The sequence below is a fragment of the Leeuwenhoekiella sp. LLG6367-2.1 genome (assembly GCF_045055775.1).
GTDB lineage: Bacteria > Bacteroidota > Bacteroidia > Flavobacteriales > Flavobacteriaceae > Leeuwenhoekiella > Leeuwenhoekiella aequorea.
Genome location: NZ_CP159331.1, coordinates 2,188,133 through 2,213,494, shown reverse-complemented (window position 1 = coordinate 2,213,494; position 25,362 = coordinate 2,188,133). Strand labels below are relative to the sequence as shown.

Below are 25,362 nucleotides of genomic sequence, written 5' to 3'. Positions count from 1 at the left end.
TCGTGTTTATAGTTCAAATGATTCTCCTATTTCTAAAAGAGTAAGTTTTTTTTCAACTGCCTCAAATGCTTTTCTGGCACCATCGTGATCGATCTCTATATAGCCAAATGTATCATAGTGACATCCTATAACATTATTACATTCTATAAAGTCACTAGCGCGTACAGCATCGGCAATTCCCATCGTAAAATTGTCACCTATAGGTAGTATTGCAAGATCCAGATCAAACTCTAAGGGTATAAGTTTCATATCCATCGTAAGTGCTGTGTCACCTGCCATATAAATAGTTTTGTCGCCTATACTAAAAACAAAACCTCCGGGTTGACCTCCATAACTTCCATCTGGGAAAGAGCTGGTGTGAATAGCATTTACATATTTCACTTTACCGAATGAAAACTCCCAGCTCCCTCCGTGATTCATAGGATGCGTTTCAATATCTTTTTCAGAATAGTGATTTGCTATCTCATAATTACTTACTATGGTTGCACCGGCTTGCTTGGCAATCGCTTCAGCATCTAAAGTATGATCTTGATGCGCGTGAGTTAAAAATATGAAGTCTGGATTAAGCTCTTTTATATCAATTTTATCTTTAGCCAAATCATTTCCTGTAATAAATGGATCTGTAAGTATAAAATTATTTTCAGTTTTAAAACCAAAGCAATTCTGGCCGTAATAAGTAATTTCCATAATAGTTTCGTTTGCTATTTTTCAATATTCGAAATTTACGAAAACCACTATTTTACTTCTACCGCTAAGCTGATAAGGTTTCGTTAAAAAAGAAATCCTAAAGCAAACAATAGTGAAAAGAAAAATGTTGCTAGTGCTACTTTTTTTAATTGAGGATCCAGAAGCGCCGGACTGTGATTTGCTCTCACAACTTTAATATGCTTTGCTAAGGGAATAAAAACAACCAGTGCGGCTGCAGAATATTTAAAAGTGTTTGTAAGCTGAAAAAAAATCAGGCTTGCAATAAAAGCTCCACCAATTAAGCTGTAATGGTAAATTTTTGCCTTTTTCTCTCCTAAAATAACAGCAAGTGTATTTTTCTTAGATCTGGAATCAGATAAGCGGTCACGCATATTGTTGAGGTTGAGCACTGCCATACTTAAAAATCCAATGGTTAATGCCGGAAGAAAAACAACCTTTCGCAAATTAAGTGTGTACATATAATAAGTACCTACAACTGCGACAAGTCCAAAAAATATAAAAACAAAAAAATCTCCTAAACCTCGATATCCATAAGCACCGCGACCTACGGTGTATTTTACCGCTGCAAGGATTGCAGACAAGCCTAAAATAAAAAACAATAATGATTGGATGAATTTATCAGAGCCAAAGGCAGTATATATTAATGCAAGACTCAAGAGGCTTGTCAAAATTGCTGTAAAAACAATACCTGTTTTTAATTGATTAGCAGTTAAAAGTCCGCTTTGCATTGCACGTGCAGGTCCTATGCGCTCCTCATTGTCGGTACCTTTAATACCGTCACCGTAATCATTTGCAAAATTAGAAAGAATTTGAAATCCCAGCGTTGCCAGTAATGCGAGTATACATATACTCCATCTGAATGCTCCGGCATTGTAAGCTAACGAACTGCCTACAATAATTCCTGAAACAGACAATGGAAGTGTACGCAATCTGGCTGCAGAAATCCACACTTTTACTCGTGTCATAAAACTTATACTTTATAGGTAAAAGTAGTCTTATCTACCCGTATATTAAAATCACACTAGGGAAGCACTTCAATGAGCTAAGCTTTAAAATCAATTTCTAAAATCTTATAGTTTACCTCAAAATACTTACTTTTCATTTTTTAAAATTCAACTAGACATGAAACAAATAGTACTCTTTATCTTTTTAAGCTGTTGCTTAGTAGGTTGCAAATCTAAGAATGACAATTCTAAAACGGTAGCTACAACAGAAAGCGCCGCGACACAGACTCCTTTTATATGGGAGGCTGCCAATATCTATTTTTTACTTACAGATCGCTTTAATAATGGTGACACCAGTAATGATATCAATTTTGAGCGTACCGAAGACACTGCAATTCTTAGAGGCTTTGAAGGTGGTGATATTACCGGTATTACTCAAAAAATTGAAGACGGTTATTTTACAGAACTGGGTATAAATGCAATATGGTTTACTCCTGTTGTTGAGCAGGTACACGGTTTGGTTAATGAAGGAACGGGTGCTACTTATGGTTATCACGGTTACTGGACACGCGACTGGACATCACTTGACCCAAATTTTGGAACCTACGAAGAACTTCAGAAATTAGTTACAACAGCTCATAAGAACGGAATACGCATCGTTATGGACGTGGTACTTAATCACACGGGACCGGTTACCAGCATAGATAATTTCTGGGGAGAAGAATGGGCTAGACAAGAGCCACAATGTACATACGACAGCTATGACGCTACAACTATATGTACATTAGTTAGAAATCTGCCAGATATTAAAACGGAAAGTGATGCGGTTGTAGAATTACCTCAATTCTTAATTGACAAATGGAAAAAAGAAGGGCGTTATGAAACTGAGATTGAAGAGCTAAATACATTTTTTGCATACAGCGGTTTGACAAAAACTCCTCGCAACTACATCATTAAATGGCTTACAGATTACATACGTGACCTGGGAATAGATGCCTTTAGAGTAGACACTGTTAAGCACGTAGATGAAGAGTCGTGGTCTGTTTTAAGAACCCAGGCAGATTCCGCATTTGAGACGTGGAAGCAAAACAACCCAGAATTAGTTCTGGATGACAATGCCTTTTTTATGCTTGGAGAGGTTTACAATTATAATATAGGAAGTGGTAGAACTTATGATTTTGGTTCTAAGAAGGTAGATTACTTTGCCCACGGTTTTGACAACTTAATAAACTTTCAATTTAAGTATGATGCGACTGGTGACTATGAAGTTATGTTTGCCACGTACGACTCTATACTTAACAACCAACTTAAAGATAAAAGTATTTTAAACTACGCGACATCTCACGATGACGGTCAGCCATTTGATAAAGATCGTAGTAAGGCTCTTGAAACAGGAACCAAATTGTTACTAACTCCAGGTTTATCTCAAGTCTATTATGGAGACGAGATTGCTCGTAATCTTAACATTGAAAATGCAGAAGGTGATGCAACATTACGCAGTATGATGCCATGGGAGGATTTAAATAACGCTGCTACTAAAGACATATTAGAACACTGGCAAAAATTAGGGAGATTCCGTAGAGATCACCCAGCTATTGGAGCAGGAAGACATAATATGCTTCAAGCTAAACCTTACTTGTTTTCAAGAACGTATAATAAGAACAATGTTGAAGATTATGTAATTGTAGGATTGGATTTAGCTGAAGGCGAAAAGACGATAAGCATCCCACAAACTTTTGGTGACGGAGTGCTATTAAGAGATGCATATTCTAATACGGAAGCAACAGTTGAAGACGGAAAAATTTCAATTAACACACCTTATACGATTGTTTTACTTGAGAAAAAATAATTAGAATGTTGTTGTTAGTGGGAGATATATAAAATTTAAAGTGAGGCTATTCTTTCCATCAACTTTTATTTAACACAGCTACTTATCATAGATCAATTTTTAAATAGATTTATGCCCATAGCTTTGCCAAAATAAATTTAACAAGTAGTGTTTAGCTACACTTTAAAATATAACAATTATGAAAAAGGTATTATTTGTTCTTACGAGTCATTCTGAATTAGGCAACACAGGAGAAAAAACTGGTTTCTGGGTTGAAGAATTTGCAGCTCCATACTACTTACTTCATGATAAGAATATAGATATCACTATTGCTTCTCCTAAAGGAGGTCAACCACCTATAGATCCTAAAAGTGCTGCAGATGATGCACAGACTGAAGCAACAAAACGTTTTAATGACGATACAGCTTTACAAGAGAAATTGGCTAATACCATCGTCTTATCAAAAGTAAGTCAGGATGATTTTGATGCCATATTCTATCCGGGAGGTCACGGTCCATTATGGGATTTAGCAGAAGATAAAGACTCAATTGCATTAATTGAATCTTTTTATGCTAATAATAAACCCGTAAGCGCCGTTTGTCATGCGCCTGCTGTATTTAAACATACAAAGGCAAAAGATGGCAGCTTTCTTGTAAAAGGTAAAAAGGTAACCGGATTTACTAACACCGAAGAAGAAGCTGTTCAACTTACAGATGTGGTTCCTTTTCTTGTAGAAGATATGTTGAAGAATAACGGAGGTCTTTATGCTAAGGGTGATGACTGGAGCGTATTTACTCAGGAAGATGGTCTTTTAATCACGGGTCAAAATCCTGCTTCATCAGAAAAAGTTGCAGAGCTTCTATTAGAAAGAATTTCAGCATAACTTATAAAAATAAGTCTTCAAATTGCTGAATCGTTTTCCCTAGAACTTATAGCAATTTGAAAATCAAGAAACGGGTTGAATTAATTTTCAATCCGTTTTTTTTGTTCCCTTCGCCAAAACTTTAAATCGCCCCAATTCAACTCTTTATTTAATATGAGGAAGATTCTATATAAATACGCTAAAGTTTAACATCTTGAAAACCATAAATAAATTTTAATCATAACTAGCTAATATAAAGATATCTACACTATTAAATTATCTAAAAATTTTGAATTTACTCTTAACACTGCTTAACATATTGCTATATTTTTTTAGTAAATCATAGGCAATACACGAGTTTAAATGTGACTAGTTTAGCTATAACATTTAAAATCTAAAGAAATGAAACGATTATTTTTATATACAACAAGTGCAGTTTTAGGGTTATCAATTGCTGCCTGTAACACAGATGTAAAAAACACTGATGTGGCAGAAAACACACAAACTGAAGTAAAAATTGAGAAACCAGAACCACCTGCTCTAGTAGTTCCTGAAGGATACGAACTCTATAAAAGTGGGACGTTAAATAAAGAATGGAAACTAACTATGATTCATCCTGAAAAAGCATCTGTCGATGTAGTTGGGAATCAATTAATGGTGAAATATTCTGGAGAAAACAATTCTTTCTATGGAGGTCTTACAGACGGATTTAATATGACTGTAAGTATTGTAAATAATGAGGATTCTCAAAAACATATAAAAAGCACAACACCTGAATTAATAGGTAATTATGAGATGTTCAAATACTCAGCTCCTAATAGTTTAGGATTACAAGTAGAACACTACTTAGTGAAAATTACTAATAATGAGGAAGCAGAGGATACATACGTTGATGTAGCTCTAGCTGTGAAAGGAGATGATAGTATAGCGTATAAAACAATGATTCACGATATTCTAGAAACTATGGAATGGGAAAAGGTTGTTGCGTAACTTAACTAGATTAAAGTAAATAAAAACCGCTTTCAAAAAGAAAGCGGTTTTTTTATAAGTACTTATTAAAGTTTAGCTGCGTTAATTTTTGCTTGGTTAAAGTCAGACATTATTTCTCTCACTATATCTGCAGCCGGTTTGATCGTATTAATGAGTCCTGCTATTTGGCCTATCTCGAGTTCGCCTTCATCCAGATCTCCTTCAAACATGCCTCTTTTTGCACGAGCTCTTCCTAATAAATCAACTAGCTGTTCTTTAGTTGGTGATTTTTTATAAAGCTCTTTAACCTCATCATAAAATTTATTTTTAAGAAGACGTACCGGCGCTAATTCTTTTAGTGTAAGCTCTGTATCACCTTCTTGAGCTTTCAGCACACTATTTTTAAAATTGAGGTGACTGCTAGCCTCATCAGAAGCTACAAATCTACTGCCTATTTGAACACCGTCTGCACCCAGCACCATTGCTGCAAGCATACCTGTACCGGTAGCGATACCTCCTGCTGCAATAAGCGGAATACGAAGATGCTGCTTAACCATAGGTATAAGAGTAAATGTTGTGGTCTCTTCACGTCCATTATGTCCGCCTGCTTCAAAACCTTCAGCTACCACGGCATCAACACCCGCTTCCTCGGCTTTGAGTGCAAATTTCACACTACTTACTACGTGTACAACAGTAATTCCTTTTTCCTTAAGGTAGGAAGTCCAGGTTTTTGGATTTCCCGCACTGGTAAATACTATCTTAACATCTTCAGCAATTATAATTTCAATTAGCTTATCAATATCTGGGTATAATAAGGGTACATTAACACCAAAGGGTTTTGTGGTAGCTTTTTTACATTTAATAATATGCTCTTTAAGAACATCAGGATACATAGATCCTGCTCCTAAAATCCCCAATCCACCAGCATTACTTACCGCACTAGCTAGTTTCCACCCACTGGCCCAGATCATTCCCGCCTGAATTAGTGGGTATTGTATTTTGAAAAGTGATGTGATTTTATTCAATGCTATAGTTTTATGATATAACTCCTGAGCCTAGACATTCGGCACCATCATACCAAGCTACAAATTGTCCTTCACTTATTGCTGCCTGAGGTTCATCAAACGAAACATACAAACCGCTATTCTCTTTGTGAAGCCACGCCTTTTGGAGTGGCTGACGGTATCTAATACGCGCTTCGACCTCTCTAATTTCTCCATTTTCAAGACGTAAATCCTCTCGTATGTAATGAATTTCACTCTCCTGAACAAATAGTGCAGAACGTAATAAACCCGGGTGATCTTTACCTTGCCCTGTATAAATTATATTTTCTTCAACATCAGTATCGATGACAAATAAAGGTTCTGCAGTACCGCCTACCGCAAGACCTTTACGTTGGCCTTTTGTAAAGTAATGAGCTCCTTGATGTTTGCCTACAACTTTACCATCGGTGATGGTATACTTAGGTTTTTCAGCAAGTACTGAAACCGCCGCGGCAGATATTGCAACACTATCTATTTGTTCTTCTTGTATTGAATCTAATTTTTCTTGAGCTTTTGCTGCAGAAATTTCTACAATAACTCCCTCCTTCGGCTTTAACTGCTGCTGAAGAAAATCTGGAAGACGAACTTTTCCTATAAAACAAAGACCTTGAGAATCTTTTTTATCGGCTGTAACAAGGTTTTGCTCTTTGGCTATTTTGCGTACTTCACTCTTTTGCAGACTTCCAATAGGAAATAACGTTTTTGCTAATTGCTCTTGAGATAACTGACATAAAAAATAAGATTGATCTTTATTATCATCTGCCCCTGCCTTTAATTGAAATACCGGTTTTCCATCCACTTCAATTTCTCCTTTCTGACAATAATGCCCCGTTGCTACAAAATCTGCTCCTAGCTCTAGTGCAATTTTCATAAAGACATCAAACTTTATTTCTCGGTTACACAATACATCAGGATTAGGCGTTCTTCCCATCTCGTATTCCCTAAACATGTAGTCAACGATGCGATCTTTATACTCAACACTTAAATCGACAGTTTGAAAAGGTATACCCAGCTTTTCGGCTACTAGCATAGCATCATTACTGTCATCAAGCCAAGGACAATCATCTGAAATGGTCACAGAATCATCGTGCCAGTTCTTCATAAACAGACCTATTACATTATATCCTGCTTCCTTTAGCAAATATGCAGAAACACTACTATCTACTCCTCCACTAAGACCTACAACTACGGTTTTCATAAACTTCTATTTGTATTTTTTTAAGTCGCAAAACGTTTTGCAAAATTACGAAACATTGTCTCATAGTATACAACTACATCCATGTCATCGTATAGAATCCTAATTTCAACAAACATAACTATTATAGAAGCATCCCTTTAGTTATATCAATATTTGCCAATTACACCCTAAATAAAAAAGCCCTTCAAGTTAACTTGAAGGGCTTTACATTTAGCATTGCTGCTTTATTATTTCTTCTTTTGTTGCGCTTCGGCTTGCTCCATCATTTCAGAAAACTTCTTAGTGAAACGATTTTGCTTTTTAGGTTTTGCTTTAGCAGTAGCAATCTTAGCGTGAATTTTATTTTCATCTAAAATGAAATTCTTAATAACAAGCATAATACCTATTGTAATTAAGTTTGATATAAAATAATATAAACTCAATCCACTTGCATAGTTGTTGAAGAAAAACAACATCATCAACGGTGACAAGTACATTAAAAATTTCATATTAGGCATCCCCGGTTGTTGTGCCTGTTGCATACTTTGACCGGTAGTCATTGTCATATAGATAAAGATCGCAATAGAAGCTAAAATTGGGAACAAACTTACGTGATCACCATAAAACGGAATTGAAAACGGTAAGTCTGCTATTTTATCATAGCTTGATAAATCGTCTGCCCATAAAAAGCTTTCGTGTCTTAAGGCAAATGCAGATGGGAAAAATGTAAATAAAGCATAGAAAACCGGTATTTGTAGCAATCCTGGGATACATCCGCTTAACGGACTCGCACCAGCTTTACTATAAATTTTCATAGTTTCTTGCTGCTTTTTCATCGCATTATCAGCATATTTCTCGTTAATCTCATTAATTTCAGGTCTTAGAACCTTCATTTTTGCCTGAGATAGATACTGCTTGTACTGAACTGGAGAAAGTAATAATTTGATAGCAATCGTTAATAATATAATTGCAATTCCTGCAGGGAAGTAAGCAATCAGAAAGTTAAAGAATGGTATAATTAAATACTTATTGATAAATCCAAAAATTCCCCATCCTAAAGGCATAGCCTCATCAATATCACGATCATAGTTATTAAGAACTTGATAATCTGTAGGACCATAATAGAAATCCATTGCATAATTAAGCTCTCCATTAACCGGAGTAAGTAACATTTCTGCAGCGTATTTTTTAGTAAAAATTGTATCTACTTCCTCATCTTCAACGAGATTTTGAGATTTAAAAGTTACCTGCTCAAAAGGCTGATCTGTAAGTAAAATAGAACTGAAGAAATGCTGTCTAAAATTCAACCAGTCTACATCATTTTCAATAGCATCATCTTCGCCTGATTGGTCTAATTTATCGTGATCTCCACTTTCATACTCATAAGTTAAACGCGTGTATCTGTTTTCATAACTTATACTTTTAGCATGACGGTAACCTTTAAGTTCCCAATCTAAGTTAATAGGCTGAGAGGTATTAATCACATTTTGAAGACCTACCGTTTTTATACCAAAGCCCATCATATAGTCATCTGGCTTCAATGTATAACGGTATTCTAAATATTCGTTAGCAGCAACCTTTAACTTCATAGAAAGAACTTGATTTTCTCCTTCTTCAGTTAAAGAAGGCTCAAAATACATATTCTCACTATTAAGCGTACGGTTATCTGTTGTTGCGAAGTTTAAATTGAATCTGGTGTTTCCGTCCTTTATTAGATAAACCGGTAAAGAGTCATAACTTTTAAATTGCTTTAAACGAGCTTCAACAATAAAACCTCCTTTATTGCTAATTTTTAGAGCTAAAACATCATTTTCAAGTTCGGTAATATTATCTGTAGCAGATGGTAACGAAGCAGAATAGGCAAAACTACCTAATGTTGCTTTGTATTGTTCCATTGCCACGGAATCTTGCGGTAGAGTTGCGTCAGCAAGTTCGGTATCTTTTGTAGCTGTAGGAGTTACTGCTCTCTTTTCTGCATCTATTTGCTCTTGTTTAGCTTTTTCTGCAGCCAGCTCTTCTGGCGATGGCTGGTTTTGCCAAAGCATAAATAATAAAATTGCTCCTATTAAAAGGAACCCTATCATTGACTGTTTGTCAAATTTCTTTTCTTCCATAATTGTGCGGCAATATGCCTATTCTAATTTTTAATCAACTTGCGTACATACCTATCGCTACAGCGAAAATCTACAAACGGCTTAGAAGCAATAACAATCCCAGAGATTAGTTATGTGCCACATTGTCTGTACTTTTTGACTGGCTATATTTTACAGCAGCCTGTACGTAAGCTACAAATAGTGGATGTGGATTAGCGACTGTACTTTTATATTCGGGGTGATATTGTACACCTACAAACCAAGGATGGTCTGCTATTTCAATAATTTCTACAAGTCCGGTTTTAGGATTGGTACCGGTAACTTTAAGTCCGGCATTCTCTAGCTGAGCTCGGTAAGCGTCATTAAATTCATAGCGATGACGGTGACGCTCGGTAATAGTAGCTTTTTGATACACATCAGATACAATGCTATCTTCAGCTAAACTACAATCCCACGAACCTAAACGCATAGTGCCCCCCATATGCTTAAGATCTTTTTGATCTTCCATAAGGCTTATAACCGGCATGGTAGTGCCAGGTTGCATTTCTGTAGAATTTGCATCAGAAAGACCAGCTACGTTACGAGAAAACTCGATCACCGCCATTTGCATACCTAAGCAGATACCTAAAAAAGGAATTTTATGCTCACGCGCATATTGTACAGCTTTAATCTTACCTTCTATACCACGCTCTCCAAAACCAGGTGCGACTAATAGACCGTCTAATTTTGATATTTTATCGTCTATAACCTGCTGAGAAATAAATTCTGAATGTATAGGCTCAACAATTACACGCACTTCATTTTCAGCACCTGCGTGAATAAATGCCTCGAGAATTGATTTATAAGAATCCTGAAGCTCAACATATTTTCCAATCAATCCTATTCTAACCTCGGCCTTAGGATTTTTATGTCTGCGTAAAAACTCATTCCAGCGTGTTAATACAGGTTCGTTTTCTGCAGATAAATTTAATTTTGAAAGAGTAATTGTATCTAGTCCTTCTTCTAGCATCATATTAGGTACATCATAAATTGTTGATGCATCTATAGACTGAATTACTGCTTCTTTACGCACATTGCAAAATAAAGCCAACTTCTCACGTAGATCGTCGCTTAATTCGTGCTCTGTTCTGCAAACCAAAATATCTGCTTTTATACCACTTTCCATTAGGGTTTTTACAGAATGCTGTGTTGGTTTGGTTTTCAACTCTCCAGCAGCAGAAAGATAAGGTACCAAAGTAAGGTGTATAACTAAGGCATTCTCATCTCCAAGTTCCCATTTAAGTTGACGTACCGCCTCGATATAAGGAAGTGATTCTATATCACCTACAGTACCACCTATTTCGGTAAGAACAATATCATAATCACCCGTATTACCTAGAGTTTTAATACGTTCTTTAATTTCATTGGTGATATGAGGTACAACTTGAACAGTTTTTCCTAGAAATTCCCCACGTCTTTCCTTCTCAATTACACTTTGATAAATACGTCCGGTGGTTACGTTATTTGCCTGAGAGGTATTTACATTTAAAAAACGCTCGTAATGACCAAGGTCTAAGTCGGTCTCTGCACCATCATCTGTAACATAACATTCCCCGTGTTCATATGGATTTAATGTACCCGGATCAACATTTATATATGGATCTAATTTTTGAATTGTAACACGATAACCACGTGCCTGTAACAGCTTTGCTAATGAAGCTGCGATTATACCTTTACCTAATGAAGAAGAAACCCCGCCCGTGACGAAGATGTACTTAGTATCTGCCATCTGTATCTTGATTATTTATGCCCACTTTAACAATCTGAGCACGTCTACGGGATGCAAAGGTAGGGATTTAATGGCGAACCCTTTTAACCGAATTGTCTATTATTTTTTGGTTTTGTTTTTAGCTTAGGGGCAGGATATTGGCTCTTAATTTTATAAATAAGTTCTTCTAATCCGTTTACTTTTATCTCATACATCTGCTGCATCATCATCCCTAATTTCCCATCAGGAAATCCTTTTTGCTTAAACCACGTATAATAGTATTCTGGTAAATCAACTAAATAGCGATCTTGATATTTACCAAAGGGCATTTTATAGTGTGCTAATTCTATTAAGTTTTCTGGATTCATACTTATATTTTCACAAGTTTCAAAGGTAACTTAAGTACGTTTTAAAGTAGCTACAATCTCAATTTATAAATCATTCAAAGATTTAGATAGTCTATAACATAGCATTAACTCTAGTTAACAGATAATGCTCCTAGCTTTGTTATAACTAATAAAAAAACTAGAAAACATGAAAAAGTTAGGAATTTTAAGTGCACTATTAATATTATTCGTAGGCACTAGTTTACAAGCACAAAACGAAAAAGATCAAAAAATAATTGCTGATGCAGAAGTTGCTATGAAGGCAATGATCGCTGAAGATCAAGGTTTAGAAAATTTCTTTTCTGAATCTGCAGGTTATGTGATTTTCCCTAATGTAGGAAAAGGTGGTTTTATAGTGGGTGGTGCTTCTGGAAATGGAGTAGTTTATGAAAATGGCTCAGTTGTAGGAATGGCAGATCTAAAGAAACTTGATATAGGACTACAAGCAGGTGGTCAAGCGATTTCGGAAGTAATTTTCTTTGAAGACGAAGCTGCACTTGCAGACTTTAAACAAGGTGAGTTTGAATTTTCTGCACAGGCATCAGCGGTAGTTGTAAAGTCTGGTAAAGCTGAAAATGCTCAATATAAAGATGGTGTTGCCGTATTTGCTATGCCTAAAGCTGGTTTGATGGCTGAAGCTGCAGTAGGCGGACAAAAATTTTCTTTTAAGCCTATTCAGTAGTTAACTGACGATAATACTATAAAAAGTCCGTTTGAAACAGATCGTTTTAAACGGACTTTTTAATTGTCGATTATTTTAATAGAATAGCTCTGTAGTAATCCCTTAACTCCTTCATTGCTGAAAATTGCACCTTTTATCTTATTCTGCTCTGGATGTATGTTATAATTAGTAGCTGTAGAAAAATCTACATTAGAAAGATTTGTTTGTTGAAAAATAGTGCCGGCAAGCTCACAGTTATTTAATGAAATGCCGGCTAAATTTGCTTCTGTAAAATCTACTTGATTTAATTGACAGCTTGTAAATTGAGACAATCGTAAATCTACTTTATAAAATGTGCTAAAATCCAATGTACAATCCTTGCAATTAAGCTGAAATAAAAAATCACTACAATTTTCAAAATTTATCCCCAGCATTTTACAGCTTATAAATTCGCACTCCTGAATAGCAGTCGCTATCACTTTTACGCTACTAAAGTCACAATTTTCAAAAGTACATTCTGTAAAACTTAGGTGTGATATAGTAGCTTCAGAAAATGAGCAATTTTCAAACGTGCACAATTCAAAATCTGCCTTTATAGGTTCCTCTTTAAAATTGATCCTTCTGTAATTTTGATCGGTGATTAGATCATTCATAATATTCTATTTTATCAAGCTTTCTGAATAAGTTTTCGGCTTAAATAGATAAATCGCGCATACAGTAATATTGCTGAAGCGCTCAACCCGGCGAGTAAACCATACCAAATTCCCTGACTACCCATCATATCTTCTTTTCCAAAATACCAGGCTACCGGAAACCCAATTAACCAGTAGGCAATAAAACAAATTCCCGTAGGTATATTCACATCCTGAAGTCCGCGTAACGCTCCTAAAATTACTACTTGCAACCCGTCGCTTAATTGAAATAATGCAGCAACAACTAGAAGCTGTGATGCAAGAACAATCACCTCTATATTATCTATATAGAAAATAGGAAGTATATCTTTTAGCAGGATAAATCCGATTGCAAAGACAGCCTCAATTAAAAAAACCTGAAGAAATAAAGAGATCGCTATACGTCTCATATTTTTATAATCTCCTTTCCCTTTTTGATTACCTACACGTATCGTTGCGGTAACTCCCAGACCTACTGCTATCATAAATGTCATTGCCGCAAGGTTTAATGCAATCTGATTTGCAGCCTGTGCATTTGTACCTAAAATTCCAGAAAGAAAAATACACGAGGTAAAAAGTGACACTTCAAAAAGCATCTGCATTGCAGTAGGAAATCCTAAATCAAATAATTTTTTAAAAATGGGCAGCTTAAAAGCTTTACGCCTTGTCCAGATAAAATAAGGCTTAAATTTTTTCTTCTTGCTAAGAATATAATAAAGCATCCAAAGCATAAAAAATCTAGAAATTAGAGTACCATATGCAGCTCCTACAAGTTCTAATCTTGGGAAAATCCAGAATCCATAAATGAGTATAAAGTTAAAAAACACGTTAACCACGTTTGCAACTAAGGTAGCATACATCGCATAACTTGTATTAGATAAACCATCTGCAAATTGCTTAAATGCCTGAAACACCATCAATGGAATAAGAGAAAATGCTACAATTTCCATATAAGGAATAGCCAGTTCTACAACTTCTACAGGTTGATCAAGATAATAGAGAATAGGCTTTGCTAAAAGCAAGAGTATAAAAAGAAGAATACCATTAAGCGTACACATTACAATGCCGTGATGAAAATAATTGCGCCCCATAGCCGTATCTCCTGTACCATCAGATTCTGCAACTAAAGGCGTAATAGCAAATGAAAAACCAATTCCCAATGACAAGGCGATAAATATAAGACTGTTACCTAGTGATACAGCGGCTAGCTGCGCAGCACCAAGACGACCCACCATAATATTATCTGCAAGTGCAACTAAAATATGGCCCAATTGACCCAGCATAACAGGGTAGGCTATTTTTAAATTTTGACGAAATTCTTTTGTATAATCAGCTAACAAAACAAGGTATTTTTGAGAAGTGCAAAAGTAAGCTTAAAGTATAAGATAGGTATCACTCAAGTAAACCTGCTTAATCAATTTGTAGTGAATTATTAATTTACCGAAGCCTTAACAACGCATCGCTAGTTGTATTCTTAAATTTGAAGATTATGCTAAAGAAAACAGACTTTGACAATAAAATAATTCCTGAAAGTATTGAGCGCGAAATTAAAATTGCACTCGAGTATTATCCACAATTAGCAGGAACACCCATAACTTTTAAATTCAAAGACGATATTAAAAAGTCTACGATGCAGGCTCAACCGGCATTTAAGTCTCTACTCAAATCACGTAAAAACAGATCGTATTTTATTTTTATTAGCCGAAAAGTTCAGATAGAACAAGAATCTTTTAAAATTACCGATATCCCTTCAGATGTTCTTATAGGATGGATAGGACATGAACTAGGACATATAATGGATTATAGAGAGCGTAGTAGCTTAGGTCTGGTTATCTTCGGTATTAAATATCTATACTTTTCAAAATTTATAAAGGAAGCAGAACGTGCTGCAGATACATTTGCAGTTGCTCACGGAATGGGTCAATATATCCTGAAAACTAAAGATTTCATTTTAAATCACGCACATATTTCAGAAGGATATAAAGCACGTATAAAACGCCTTTATCTTTCTCCGGAAGAAATAATGAATCTTATAAACAAAGATTAGCAAGTACTAATCGAAATACGTAGCTAAAGAATAAAATATTAGCCTTGCGTATGCTCTTTTACAAAAGCTTCCCACTCGGCAAACTTCTCTTCATTCATTACTTTTTCCATTTTAACCTGACCTCCTTTTTTCTTATTAGCACCACTCCACTCATAAAATATCTCGGGCTTTACGGTATTTACAAAAACTCCCTTTAAAGCTTTACTGCGGGCAACACCATAATTTTTGTTAGCAGCTTGCAAACTAGCATCCAGCTTACGGGCTAGTTCTTCATTTGAGACTGTAGTTTCAGTTCCCAAATACCAATAATGATAAAATTCGTCGTCTACAGGATTGCGCTTTGCAGCAATTGTGAATTCGGGAATTTTAATATCAAATTCTTCTTCTAGCTCCTGTACAGCAGCTTCCATTTTATTAACAGATAACTGAGATCCTACAGTATTTAGAAAAAATTTGGTGCGGCCGGTAATTTTAATTTCCGCTCTTGCTTTGTCTGTAAATTTTATGGTGTCACCTATAAGATACCTCCAAGTCCCAGAAACTGTAGAAATAATTAAAATGTAATCTTTTTCTTCTTCAACCTCAGCAAGTGTATAAACAGGTGCATCTTGTACAATAGAACCGTCTTCATTAATATAGTCTGGATTCATAGGTACAAATTCAAAATAGATCCCATTATTTGTGACCAACTTCATAGCATCGGTTTCAGGACGTGCTTGAAATGCAATAAAACCTTCTGAAGCCAGATACGTATCAATAACCGTTATAGGCTTCCCTAGTAATGCATTAAAGCTTTTCTCATAAGGTTGAAATGCAACTCCGCCAGAAGTATAAACTTGAAGATTAGGCCAAATCTCGTGTATGTTATTCAAATTATGATGTTCAATCACTTTTTCTAACATCAACTCAATCCAACTGGGAATACCGCTTAAAGCTCCTATATCCCAATCTTCGGCTTTTTCTGCAATGTGCTGTACGCGCTCATCCCAATCTTCAATTTTAGCTATTTCTTCTCCGGGCTTATAATATCCTCTAAACCAAAACGGAATATTACTAGCGCTAATTCCACTTATCTCACCTTCCTGATGCCCATCCTTTTCTGCTAAATCTGTCGAACTACCTAGCATCATAATTTCTTTTTCAAAGAAATCTGCTTCCAAATCAAAATGGGCCAGCGCTCCTACTTGTTTAATACCTGCATTACGTATTGCATCGATCATTTCATTTGTAACCGGAATACGCTTGCTGCTTTTACCGGTAGTACCACTACTTAAGGCAAAATAATCTGGAGTTCCCGGCCAGGTAACATCGCTTTCACCTTCGTGTAATTTTGACCACCATTGCTTGTTAAGGCTGTTATAATCAAAAAAAGGTATCTGCTCAGCAAATGCAGTCAATGGGTTTTCAGAATCCAAGAGCGATTCAAAATTGTAATGCTCCCCAAACTGTGTGTTTTTGGCTTTCCTCAGCAGTTCTATTAAAACTTCTCGCTGCTCATCAATAGGATTTGACTCTGCTATAATTTTATCTGAAATATCAATTATTCCTTTTATAAGTGCGCCTAAGATTGCCATTGGATAGTTTGTTTTGGATATTCTCAAAATTAAGAGACCTCGTAAAAACGAGGTCTCAAGTTATAAGAAGTTTAACAAGAATATGTTGCTATAATTTGAATCAATTTAATTGGGGTAATTCTCCTTTAGATTTGGCTATACGTTTTAAGTTTGTGGCTAATTATCATATATCTACGGACTCTTTAAAGCTATCTCTCACCCGCCTATTATTCTGTTCTTAACTGCAAATTACCATCAGCTATTATCCCCTTCTGCGCTCAAGCAATATGAGCATCATAAGTCCTAGCATTATTCGCTCACTATCACCCTCGTCTAATTCACCCAGCTTTGTAATTTGAAACTTACGCCCAAAGAACGAAGCTTGCTTTTTAAGTCTAGCTATTTTCTCGCCTTTCAAATTTGTCACGCTATAAGAAGGATTAAATAAATAGCCTGTAAAAGCACCTGCGACAGGTATTTCACCCAGTAAAGAATCGGCTACTTTGACCCATCCATTTTCTTCTTCGATTGTATATTCGGGATTATTGCTAGCATCTACAATTTGATACTTTGCTTTCCATATCGACCGCCATCCCTTTCTTACAATCTTACCGAAAGCATTTCCGTTTGCATCATAAAAGGCATAAGCCGCAGAAAAATCTAACCAACGATCTGCTTTTATCTGATAGTTCATTTGATTTTTAGAAGTGTCAGCAAAAATCTGAATATCTTCTTTAAGCTTAAACATTTTCTGGCGAGCATATGCTAATAGATTTCCGTTAGCATCTGTTGCGGTAAAGTCATTAGAAAAAGTTCCTATTTTAAAAACAAGGTCTATAGGAAATTTGAGGTTTTTCATAAATTAAAATTAACAGTCATTTCTCAATTAAGCAGGATACTATCTTTCACTTACAGGAATTACGCCGTAGGTATCAAACAAGTACATCAGACTTGTCATAGTCGCTGCACCCAGTTCAAGTTCGCGTTTATTAACTGCATCAAATGTATCATTACTAGCGTGGTGATAATCAAAATAGCGTTGAGAATCTGGCCTGAGACCGGCTAGAACAATTGCTTCATTTTTTAAGGGACCAATATCTGCGCCACTACCACCCAGTTCGAAATAATGAATTAAGTAAGGTTTGAAAAGTGAAGACCAACTTTCAACTTGCGCAAAATTTGCAGGATCGGCATCAAAAGAAAAACCTCTTGGCGTAAAACCACCAGAATCACTTTCTAAAGCAAATACATGATTTTCACCTTTTTTCTTTGCTACTGCGGCATATTCATTCCCCCCACGAAGACCATTTTCTTCGTTCATAAATAGAACTACTCTTATACTATGCTTTGGAGTATAGTTTGCAGCCTTCATTAAACGTAGCACTTCCATACTTTGTACAACACCTGCTCCATCATCGTGACTTCCGTCTCCTAAATCCCAAGAATCAAGATGTCCACCTACTACCATAAAATCTTTAGGTCGCTCACTACCTGTAAGCTCTCCAATAACATTAAATGAAGGAACATCTTCGTAATTTTTACAATTCATTTTTAAATAGAATTGTGTTTTATCATTTTGCTTGAGCATTTTACTCAATAATGATGCTCCATTTGTACTTATAGCAGCAGCAGGCACACGCTTTTCATTAGGAAGATCACCATATGACATTGCGCCCGTGTGTGGGTAGTCATCCATTCTCAAATTCATGGAACGCACTATAACACCTGCAGCACCATATTTTGCAGCTTCGCTCGCTCCAGAATAACGTTGATCTACGCAACCTCCGTAAGCTGAAAACGTCTGAATTAAATTTGCTTGCATAGGACGATTGTAGAAAACAATTTTTCCTTTTATTTTATCTGTACCCAATTTTTCTAAATCAGCCAGACCTTGTACTTCTATAATCTCTGCAGTAAGACCATCCTGTACAGTGGCTACAGATCCTCCCAAAGCACAAACAGGAACTTCTATTCTTCCATCAGGACCTTCTATATACGCCTTTTCAGCAGCACCACGTTCCCACTTAGGAACCATCACCGGCTGTAGCCATACTTTATCGAGCCCTATTTTTTCTAATTCAGACTTCGCCCAGTTAACAGCATTTTCTGCGCCTTTGCTACCGCTAAGTCGCGGTCCTACATCATTAGACAAATCTTCTAACCATTGATAACTTTGCCCTTCGAGTAATGCTAAATCGTAAAAGTCACGTATTTGTGTTGAATCATTTTTAACTTGAGCAGAAGCAATACTGCTTGTAGTTAATAACACTAAAAGTACCAGTCTTTTCAAAATATCTTGTTTAGAGTTGAATTTTAAAAATAAGCTACTCATTTGTTAAATACTGCCTTAAACAAAAAAATCGCTTCCTTGGAAGCGATTTTTTTTATTCTCGTTTTATAATCGAAACTATTCAGATTCTAGTTGTTTTCTATATTCATCAATATTTGCAGCCGTTTTAGCATCTAATTCTGGCTCTTTAATATCTGTATAAGCCTGAAGTTTTTCTAAAACTATCTTAGCCAATATAAGTCTTGCTGTAGGTTTATCGTCTGCGGGCACCACGTACCAAGGGGCGTGAAACTTTGATGTTTTATTAATCGCATCTTCGTAGTACTCTTGATAGGTATCCCAAAGTTTACGTTCTTTTAAATCCCCCGGAGAAAATTTCCAATTTTTGTTCGGCTTATCTAAGCGGCGTAATAATCTATTCTTTTGCTCTTCTTTAGAAAGGTGTAAAAAGAACTTAAATATAATGGTGCCGTTTTCAGCAATGTGCTCTTCAAAATTATTTATTTGCTCAAAACGTTTTTCCCAGAATGCTTCATCAATGTCTGAAAGTTCATTAATCCCTGGAATTCTTTCACCTAAAATATACTCAGGATGCACACGAGTTACCAGTACATTTTCATAGTGCGTTCTATTGAAAATCCCGAATTTTCCCCGTGCGGGAAGCGCAATATAATGCCTCCATAAATAGTCGTGATTAAGTTCTAAATCTGTAGGAACTTTAAAGCTATGTACAACCAGCCCGCGTGCATTAAAATTTTTAAACACTTCGCGTATAAGACTATCTTTCCCTGCGGTATCCATACCCTGTATACAAATCAACACAGCATACTTTCCATGTGCATACATGGCATTTTGAATTTCCGCAATATCTTTACTTACAGAATCGAGCTCATCTTCCAGCTCACTTTTTTTGCCAAAATCTTCGTGAGTCTTTCTATCCTTTAAATGTATGGGTGCTGTAATTTGATAATCTGCTGCTTTCATAATTTCTATTTACTTGCAAATAATTTTACATCTTCTTCTGAAACCTCTGAGCCACCAAGAATGATAAGTCGCTCTACCACATTGCGTAATTCTCTAATATTACCCGTCCAGTCATACTCTTGTAACTTCTCTATAGCTTTAGGCGTAAATACCTTTAAGGCAGTTCCCTGTTCACTCGCCACTTTACTAGAAAAATGGTTTATTAAAAGAGGAATATCATCACGACGTTCATTAAGTGCAGGGACAGGTACTAGTATAACTGCTAGTCTGTGATATAAATCTTCTCTAAAATTCCCATCGGCAATTTCTTTCTGAAGGTTTTTATTTGTTGCTGCCAATACTCGCACATTAACCTTAATATCTTTATCGCTACCCACGCGAGACACTTTACTCTCCTGAAGCGCACGTAACACTTTTGCTTGTGCAGATAGGCTCATATCACCTATCTCATCTAAAAATATTGTTCCACCGTTTGCAGCTTCAAATTTACCAGCTCGGTCTTTGTTTGCAGAAGTAAATGCACCTTTCACATGACCAAACAATTCGCTCTCTATCAATTCTGCAGGTATAGCGGCACAGTTAACCTCAACCAATGGTCCTTTTGCACGCTCACTTTTCTCGTGTAACCAGTGTGCCACAAGTTCTTTACCCGTACCATTAGGTCCTGTAATAAGTACACGAGCTTCGGTAGGTGCTACTTTTTCAATTATTTCTTTAATTTTTGAAATTGCATCACTCTCCCCAATCATTTCATATTGCTTACTCACTTTTTTCTTGAGCATGGTATTTTCAACAACCAGATTCTTACGATCTAATGCATTGCGTACCGTGTTAAGGAGTCTATTAAGATCTGGCGGTTTAGAAATATAGTCAAAGGCACCCAGACGCATAGTATTTACAGCGGTGTCTAAGTCTCCATGACCAGAGATCATAACCATGGGAATTTCTGGTTTTATTTTTTTTGTAGCCTCAAGAACCTCAACTCCATCCATTTTTGGCATTTTGATATCACACAAAACAAGATCGTAATCATTGTCTTTAATTTTCTCCATACCCGCAAGCCCATCTTCTGCCTCTTCAACCAGATAGTCTTTACTTTCTTCAGATAAGATTTTATTTAAAACTCTGCGAATCGCAGCTTCATCTTCAATAATTAGAATCTTTGCCATTTTTAAAATTTAAATTTTACTCCAGATCTAAAGTAAAAGGTATTCTCACTGTTTATTGTATAAATATCGTCACGCTCATTGTTTCGCAATCTAAAATCATTGCTAATAGAATGTGTTGCGTAAGCGTAATATAACAAATGCTTTGTAAAAAAATGCTCATAGCCTAATCCGCCCAATATAATGGTCATCGATATATTTTCTGCGGTATTTCCATCAACAACAACATTGTTTTGAATATTAGCAAAAAAGTTGTCTAAGGTTACAAATGCCTGCAGCGCATCTTTATGACTGTTATTTAAATAATGTCTAACATTTGTTTTAGGCACTCCTAGAGTGTATGTCCAATTGGGATGAAACTCCCTATAATAGTTTATGAGAGGCAGTGGATAATTACGCCCTGGAGTTGTTGAATAATCCAATCCAAAAATCCATCGATATGGTTTATTTACAGATGTAGCGTCTTTCATATCATTTATAAGATATACAGAACCTGTATAAATCCAATCATCACCCATTAAACCATCTCGAAGATTAGAACTAATTCTGGCACCAGCTTTAACACCTAATCTCCAATTTTCATTTAATTTCCACGTGTAACCTAGAAATCCATCTATACGATGTAGCGTTCCCACATCTCTAGTATTAAAAGTAGGTGGCGTTTCATCATTAATATCAATATTAATATTCTGATATTCAAAACCTACTACAAAAATTTTATCTAGTTCTTTATCTAAAGGAATAGGCACTTGTACTAATCCTCTAAATCTACTCACCGTATTTTGAGAATTACTAAACGGAATATGCATATATTCTACACGCGCAATATCTGTACTTTGCGATTGCATATTTGATACTGCAAGAACCACTATTAAACTTACAAGAAGCCTCTTAATCATTTTATTAATTGTATTAAATTTATGTTGGGGTTTTAAAAACATGTACATCCCGTTGCGGAAAGGGAATCGAAATATTGTTCTTTCTAAACTCTTTGTCAATTCTGAAGCGTATTTCGCTTTTTATTCGCGGGTCTGAAAAGCTATCTGTTATGAAAAAATAGACTCCAAAAGCTAACGAACTATCTGCAAAATCTTCAAAAAGAACAAAGGGCTTAGGGCTTTTAAGCACGCCATTTTGATTAGCTACACAGTCAAGCAATATTTTCTTTACCAGATCTGTATCACTTCCGTAAGCTACTCCCACTTTGACAGCTTCACGAGTTGTACGATGATTTTGCGTGAAATTAAAAACAATATCACTTATAAACTTATGATTTGGTATAATGATAACTTTATCATCTCTGGTTAAAGCACGAGTTGTACGTAATTTTATTTCAAATACCCGAGATACTTTTCCTTCTACTTCTATCACATCACCTACTGAAAGTGATTTGTCTAGCATAATAAAAATCCCTCCTATGATATCTGTGAACAAATCTTGCAATGCTAAACCAAGACCTACAAAAAGTGCTGCCGAAGCAGTCAATAATACCGTAACATCTATTCCTGAAGCACTAAGCGTTATGAGTATAACAGTAAGATAAACGAGGTATCGTATAAACTTAAATATACTTTTAAACTTGAGTTCATTCTCCAGGTCCATTTTGCGGGTAATTAAACTCCTAATAAGCCTGAGAATACCGCTAGCAACTATAAAAGCAAGAATAACGAGTAACAAATGTCCTATCGTTAAATCGATAGTACTATTACCACTCTTAAAATGAAAACCGATCGACAAAAATTCTAAAATGGTACCCCAGACATCCTCTTGTATGACATCTTTTACCTTTTCGGCTCCGTCCTTGACCGTTTCTTTTACATTTTCCTGAATCATTCTAATACCTAATCCATTTTAGAATTTCTTTATATGTGGGCTTTTTACCATACATAAGAATTCCTACTCGATATATTTTTGAACCAAACCACACAGTAAATAAAAAACTACCTACTAAAATCCCTATAGAAAGGGCTAACTGCCACCACGGCACGCCAAATGGTATACGCATAAGCATTACGATAGGAGAGGTAAGTGGTATCATTGAAAATGTAGTTGCTACCGAGCCGTCCGGGTTGTCTATAACCGCAAAAAAACCAACATAAATTGCCAGCATAAGCGGCATTATTATAGGCAACATAAATTGCTGTGTATCTGTCTCACTGTCAACTGCCGCGCCTATTGCTGCGTATATTGAGCTATAAAGAAAATATCCTCCTATAAAATAAATCAAGAAGAAACCAGCCAACTTTAATAGGGGTAGTCTCAAAATATCTAATAGAATGAGTTCGATTTTATCAAGATCTGTTGCTGCCATATTGCCCACCGGAGTTTTAGCTGTTTCAGGATCAAGACCCAAGTATAGAGTAAGACATATCAACAACCCTCCACCGATAATTAACCAAATCATAAATTGTGTAATACCGGCCAGTGTAGTACCTAATATTTTACCCATCATTAACTTGAAGGGCTTTACAGAGGAAATAATTACTTCGATTATACGATTTGTCTTTTCTTCAATAACAGAACGCATAACCATATTGCCATAGATAATTATAAACATCATTAACAGATAACCTGCTCCACCTCCAAAACCTGCTTTTATCCAGTTTGATATTTTTGAAGTACGCTCTCCTTCAAAATCTTCAATACTTACAGAAACGGAAGTTGCAGACTCATCAATCATATCTAAATCTACACCACGATCAAGTAATTTCTCGTTAGTTAATTTTGCAGATATTTGATTTTCAATGCTTTCTAGCGTGGCAAATCCAGGTACTTCATTGCCATAAAACCGTACTCCAGAAGTATTAATTTTTATATTAGCTGGTATATACAAAAGACCAAAATAGTTATTGTCTTCTACTTGATCTTTTGCAACGGCAAGGCCTGCAGGAGATAAATCTACATAGTCTATCCTTTCTGTACTTTCAAAATCTTTGTAAAAAAAACCACTCTCATCAACAACTACGATCGTACGTTTACCTGCTTCATTAACTTGTGTGAGATAAGTGATAAGAAAAATCATTCCTACTACTATCAACGGACTCAAAAATGTCATTATAATAAATGACCTGTTTGTTACTCTCGCTTTGTATTCACGTCTAATAATTAAACCCAGTGCTCCCATCAATCTGCATTTATCGTTTGAATAAAAATGTCATTTACTGTAGGTATAACTTCTACAAAATGATTTATTGAACCTTTATTAGAAAGATAAAGTAGTAAATCCTTAGATTTCAATTCCTGCGGAATTTTCACAATCATCTTAAGATCATTTTCATTAATTGTTTTAAAATTAGCAGGAGTGACTTCCCAATGTGCTGCCATTTCTGGTAATAGTATTTTTTCGAGATTTTCTAAACTACTTCGGCTGTCATCTGCTGTTTCTATTCCCACCTCGTAAGTTTGTGTGCGATAGTCACGTTTTATGTCAGATAATTTACCATCCAGAATTTTATTACTCTTATTTATGAGGGCAATATGATCACACATCTGTTCTACAGACTCCATCCTATGGGTAGAAAATAAAATAGTCGCACCATCATCTCTAAGTTTTAAAATCTCATCTTTAATAAGCGAAGCATTAATAGGGTCAAATCCGCTAAAGGGTTCATCAAAAATCAATAATTTAGGTTGGTGTAATACGGTAACTATAAATTGTACTTTTTGTGCCTGCCCTTTTGAAAGTTCTTGTATTTTTTTATTCCACCAACTCAACATCCCTAATCGCTCAAACCAGTAGAGACTGCGTTCTTTAGCTTCAGCTTTAGAGAGCCCTTTTAATCGAGCAAGATAAATAACCTGCTCACCTACCTTCATAGATTTGTAAAGTCCGCGCTCTTCTGGCATATACCCTATATTGGCAATATGCTTAGCATCAAGAGGTTCTCCATCTAACAACACACTACCAGAATCTGGCATCGTTATTTGATTTATGATACGTATTAAAGTGGTTTTACCAGCTCCATTAGGTCCCAAAAGACCAAATATGCTTCCTTTTGGAATTGAAATAGAAAGGTTATTTAGTGCAGTATAGTTGCCGTATTTCTTGTGTATATTATCAGCGACTAGCAGGTTTGTCATAGAAAAAGAAATAAAGTTTAAAGATATTGAAATGATTAGAGCCTATAGGCTTCTTATGATATATTTAGTACGCCAATAAAAAATAATTTTAAATATTCGTTTTAGAAACTAGTTAATCAAATAACTAGTTTGCAATTTATTAGGTGAATATTC

The 25,362-nt window shown here is 35.7% G+C and carries 23 protein-coding genes; 5 read left to right on the top strand and 18 right to left on the bottom strand.

Annotated features, from left to right (window positions below; genetic code table 11):
- Nucleotides 1–6: 6 nt before the first annotated feature.
- Together ABVM53_RS10115 and menA are read right to left on the bottom strand one after the other, a co-directional pair.
- The gene (locus ABVM53_RS10115) at nt 7–687 is read right to left on the bottom strand and encodes a metal-dependent hydrolase (RefSeq protein ID WP_405325736.1); all 681 of its coding nucleotides are present in this window, start codon (nt 685–687) and stop codon (nt 7–9) included.
- Nucleotides 688–770: 83 nt separating this feature from the next.
- On the bottom strand, nt 771–1,673 hold the full coding sequence (gene menA / locus ABVM53_RS10110; RefSeq protein WP_405325734.1) for a 1,4-dihydroxy-2-naphthoate octaprenyltransferase: 903 nt from the start codon (nt 1,671–1,673) through the stop codon (nt 771–773).
- Nucleotides 1,674–1,830: 157 nt separating this feature from the next.
- Between menA and ABVM53_RS10105 the strand changes: the two genes are divergently transcribed.
- From ABVM53_RS10105 to ABVM53_RS10095, 3 genes are all read left to right on the top strand, one after another.
- Nucleotides 1,831–3,501, top strand: coding sequence for an alpha-amylase family glycosyl hydrolase (locus ABVM53_RS10105; RefSeq protein ID WP_405325732.1), 1,671 nt, complete (start codon nt 1,831–1,833; stop codon nt 3,499–3,501).
- A gap of 178 nt (nt 3,502–3,679) precedes the next feature.
- Nucleotides 3,680–4,363 (top strand): type 1 glutamine amidotransferase domain-containing protein, encoded by a 684-nt coding sequence (locus ABVM53_RS10100; RefSeq protein WP_405325730.1) that lies wholly within the window; start codon nt 3,680–3,682, stop codon nt 4,361–4,363.
- Nucleotides 4,364–4,744: 381 nt separating this feature from the next.
- Nucleotides 4,745–5,332 (top strand): hypothetical protein, encoded by a 588-nt coding sequence (locus ABVM53_RS10095; RefSeq protein ID WP_405325728.1) that lies wholly within the window; start codon nt 4,745–4,747, stop codon nt 5,330–5,332.
- Nucleotides 5,333–5,397: 65 nt separating this feature from the next.
- On the opposite strand, the gene ABVM53_RS10090 is transcribed toward ABVM53_RS10095, so the two are convergent.
- The 5 genes from ABVM53_RS10090 to ABVM53_RS10070 form a co-directional block, all read right to left on the bottom strand.
- Nucleotides 5,398–6,342, bottom strand: a complete 945-nt coding sequence (locus tag ABVM53_RS10090) for a nitronate monooxygenase family protein (RefSeq protein WP_128756653.1) — start codon at nt 6,340–6,342, stop codon at nt 5,398–5,400.
- 4 nt (nt 6,343–6,346) lie between these two features.
- A complete protein-coding gene (mnmA, locus tag ABVM53_RS10085; RefSeq protein WP_405325726.1) occupies nt 6,347–7,552 on the bottom strand; it encodes a tRNA 2-thiouridine(34) synthase MnmA in 1,206 nt (401 codons plus the stop codon).
- Nucleotides 7,553–7,779: 227 nt separating this feature from the next.
- Nucleotides 7,780–9,645 (bottom strand): membrane protein insertase YidC, encoded by a 1,866-nt coding sequence (gene yidC / locus ABVM53_RS10080; RefSeq protein WP_405325724.1) that lies wholly within the window; start codon nt 9,643–9,645, stop codon nt 7,780–7,782.
- A gap of 106 nt (nt 9,646–9,751) precedes the next feature.
- Nucleotides 9,752–11,392: a CTP synthase gene (locus ABVM53_RS10075; RefSeq protein ID WP_405325722.1), complete on the bottom strand. Its 1,641-nt coding sequence runs from the start codon at nt 11,390–11,392 to the stop codon at nt 9,752–9,754.
- Between the two features lie 83 nt (nt 11,393–11,475).
- A complete protein-coding gene (locus ABVM53_RS10070) occupies nt 11,476–11,739 on the bottom strand; it encodes a DUF3820 family protein (protein WP_405325720.1) in 264 nt (87 codons plus the stop codon).
- Between the two features lie 166 nt (nt 11,740–11,905).
- Here ABVM53_RS10070 and ABVM53_RS10065 point away from each other — a divergent pair, with 166 nt between their 5' ends.
- Nucleotides 11,906–12,439 carry a YSC84-related protein gene (locus ABVM53_RS10065; protein WP_405325718.1) on the top strand — a complete coding sequence of 178 codons (534 nt, stop codon included), beginning with the start codon at nt 11,906–11,908 and terminating at the stop codon, nt 12,437–12,439.
- Nucleotides 12,440–12,498: 59 nt separating this feature from the next.
- Here ABVM53_RS10065 and ABVM53_RS10060 read toward each other — a convergent pair whose 3' ends face one another.
- Both ABVM53_RS10060 and ABVM53_RS10055 read right to left on the bottom strand, forming a co-directional pair.
- Nucleotides 12,499–13,071, bottom strand: coding sequence for a pentapeptide repeat-containing protein (locus ABVM53_RS10060; RefSeq protein WP_405325716.1), 573 nt, complete (start codon nt 13,069–13,071; stop codon nt 12,499–12,501).
- Nucleotides 13,072–13,085: 14 nt separating this feature from the next.
- Nucleotides 13,086–14,372 carry an MATE family efflux transporter gene (locus tag ABVM53_RS10055; RefSeq protein WP_405330859.1) on the bottom strand — a complete coding sequence of 429 codons (1,287 nt, stop codon included), beginning with the start codon at nt 14,370–14,372 and terminating at the stop codon, nt 13,086–13,088.
- A 206-nt stretch (nt 14,373–14,578) separates the two neighbouring features.
- On the opposite strand from ABVM53_RS10055, the gene ABVM53_RS10050 reads away from it, so the two are divergent.
- Complete coding sequence (locus tag ABVM53_RS10050; RefSeq protein ID WP_405325714.1) at nt 14,579–15,136, top strand: hypothetical protein; 558 nt, start codon at nt 14,579–14,581, stop codon at nt 15,134–15,136.
- Between the two features lie 38 nt (nt 15,137–15,174).
- On the opposite strand, the gene ABVM53_RS10045 is transcribed toward ABVM53_RS10050, so the two are convergent.
- The 9 genes from ABVM53_RS10045 to ABVM53_RS10005 form a co-directional block, all read right to left on the bottom strand.
- On the bottom strand, nt 15,175–16,710 hold the full coding sequence (locus ABVM53_RS10045) for a GH3 auxin-responsive promoter family protein (protein ID WP_405325712.1): 1,536 nt from the start codon (nt 16,708–16,710) through the stop codon (nt 15,175–15,177).
- A gap of 241 nt (nt 16,711–16,951) precedes the next feature.
- Complete coding sequence (locus ABVM53_RS10040) at nt 16,952–17,548, bottom strand: hypothetical protein (protein ID WP_405325710.1); 597 nt, start codon at nt 17,546–17,548, stop codon at nt 16,952–16,954.
- Between the two features lie 39 nt (nt 17,549–17,587).
- A complete protein-coding gene (locus tag ABVM53_RS10035) occupies nt 17,588–18,979 on the bottom strand; it encodes a M20/M25/M40 family metallo-hydrolase (protein WP_405325708.1) in 1,392 nt (463 codons plus the stop codon).
- Between the two features lie 117 nt (nt 18,980–19,096).
- Entirely contained in the window at nt 19,097–19,963 is an 867-nt protein-coding gene (locus ABVM53_RS10030) for a PPK2 family polyphosphate kinase (protein WP_405325706.1), read from the bottom strand.
- A 5-nt stretch (nt 19,964–19,968) separates the two neighbouring features.
- A complete protein-coding gene (locus tag ABVM53_RS10025; protein ID WP_128756641.1) occupies nt 19,969–21,132 on the bottom strand; it encodes a sigma-54 dependent transcriptional regulator in 1,164 nt (387 codons plus the stop codon).
- A gap of 2 nt (nt 21,133–21,134) precedes the next feature.
- Nucleotides 21,135–22,028: a hypothetical protein gene (locus ABVM53_RS10020; RefSeq protein WP_405325704.1), complete on the bottom strand. Its 894-nt coding sequence runs from the start codon at nt 22,026–22,028 to the stop codon at nt 21,135–21,137.
- Nucleotides 22,029–22,047: 19 nt separating this feature from the next.
- Nucleotides 22,048–22,962 (bottom strand): mechanosensitive ion channel family protein, encoded by a 915-nt coding sequence (locus ABVM53_RS10015; RefSeq protein WP_405325702.1) that lies wholly within the window; start codon nt 22,960–22,962, stop codon nt 22,048–22,050.
- Between the two features lies 1 nt (nt 22,963).
- The gene (locus tag ABVM53_RS10010; protein WP_405325700.1) at nt 22,964–24,253 is read right to left on the bottom strand and encodes an ABC transporter permease; all 1,290 of its coding nucleotides are present in this window, start codon (nt 24,251–24,253) and stop codon (nt 22,964–22,966) included.
- Nucleotides 24,253–25,209 (bottom strand): ABC transporter ATP-binding protein, encoded by a 957-nt coding sequence (locus ABVM53_RS10005; protein ID WP_405325698.1) that lies wholly within the window; start codon nt 25,207–25,209, stop codon nt 24,253–24,255. Before ABVM53_RS10005 ends, ABVM53_RS10010 begins: the two co-directional genes overlap by 1 nt.
- Nucleotides 25,210–25,362: the final 153 nt, after the last annotated feature.

Coding starts and splice junctions, on each gene's coding strand:
- ABVM53_RS10115 (WP_405325736.1), bottom strand. CDS start 687: ATGGAAATTACTTATTACGGCCAGAATTGCTTTGGTTTTAAAACTGAA.
- menA (WP_405325734.1), bottom strand. CDS start 1,673: ATGACACGAGTAAAAGTGTGGATTTCTGCAGCCAGATTGCGTACACTT.
- ABVM53_RS10105 (WP_405325732.1), top strand. CDS start 1,831: ATGAAACAAATAGTACTCTTTATCTTTTTAAGCTGTTGCTTAGTAGGT.
- ABVM53_RS10100 (WP_405325730.1), top strand. CDS start 3,680: ATGAAAAAGGTATTATTTGTTCTTACGAGTCATTCTGAATTAGGCAAC.
- ABVM53_RS10095 (WP_405325728.1), top strand. CDS start 4,745: ATGAAACGATTATTTTTATATACAACAAGTGCAGTTTTAGGGTTATCA.
- mnmA (WP_405325726.1), bottom strand. CDS start 7,552: ATGAAAACCGTAGTTGTAGGTCTTAGTGGAGGAGTAGATAGTAGTGTT.
- yidC (WP_405325724.1), bottom strand. CDS start 9,645: ATGGAAGAAAAGAAATTTGACAAACAGTCAATGATAGGGTTCCTTTTA.
- ABVM53_RS10075 (WP_405325722.1), bottom strand. CDS start 11,392: ATGGCAGATACTAAGTACATCTTCGTCACGGGCGGGGTTTCTTCTTCA.
- ABVM53_RS10070 (WP_405325720.1), bottom strand. CDS start 11,739: ATGAATCCAGAAAACTTAATAGAATTAGCACACTATAAAATGCCCTTT.
- ABVM53_RS10065 (WP_405325718.1), top strand. CDS start 11,906: ATGAAAAAGTTAGGAATTTTAAGTGCACTATTAATATTATTCGTAGGC.
- ABVM53_RS10060 (WP_405325716.1), bottom strand. CDS start 13,071: ATGAATGATCTAATCACCGATCAAAATTACAGAAGGATCAATTTTAAA.
- ABVM53_RS10055 (WP_405330859.1), bottom strand. CDS start 14,372: ATGCTGGGTCAATTGGGCCATATTTTAGTTGCACTTGCAGATAATATT.
- ABVM53_RS10050 (WP_405325714.1), top strand. CDS start 14,579: ATGCTAAAGAAAACAGACTTTGACAATAAAATAATTCCTGAAAGTATT.
- ABVM53_RS10045 (WP_405325712.1), bottom strand. CDS start 16,710: ATGGCAATCTTAGGCGCACTTATAAAAGGAATAATTGATATTTCAGAT.
- ABVM53_RS10040 (WP_405325710.1), bottom strand. CDS start 17,548: ATGAAAAACCTCAAATTTCCTATAGACCTTGTTTTTAAAATAGGAACT.
- ABVM53_RS10030 (WP_405325706.1), bottom strand. CDS start 19,963: ATGAAAGCAGCAGATTATCAAATTACAGCACCCATACATTTAAAGGAT.
- ABVM53_RS10025 (WP_128756641.1), bottom strand. CDS start 21,132: ATGGCAAAGATTCTAATTATTGAAGATGAAGCTGCGATTCGCAGAGTT.
- ABVM53_RS10020 (WP_405325704.1), bottom strand. CDS start 22,028: ATGATTAAGAGGCTTCTTGTAAGTTTAATAGTGGTTCTTGCAGTATCA.
- ABVM53_RS10015 (WP_405325702.1), bottom strand. CDS start 22,962: ATGATTCAGGAAAATGTAAAAGAAACGGTCAAGGACGGAGCCGAAAAG.
- ABVM53_RS10010 (WP_405325700.1), bottom strand. CDS start 24,253: ATGGGAGCACTGGGTTTAATTATTAGACGTGAATACAAAGCGAGAGTA.
- ABVM53_RS10005 (WP_405325698.1), bottom strand. CDS start 25,209: ATGACAAACCTGCTAGTCGCTGATAATATACACAAGAAATACGGCAAC.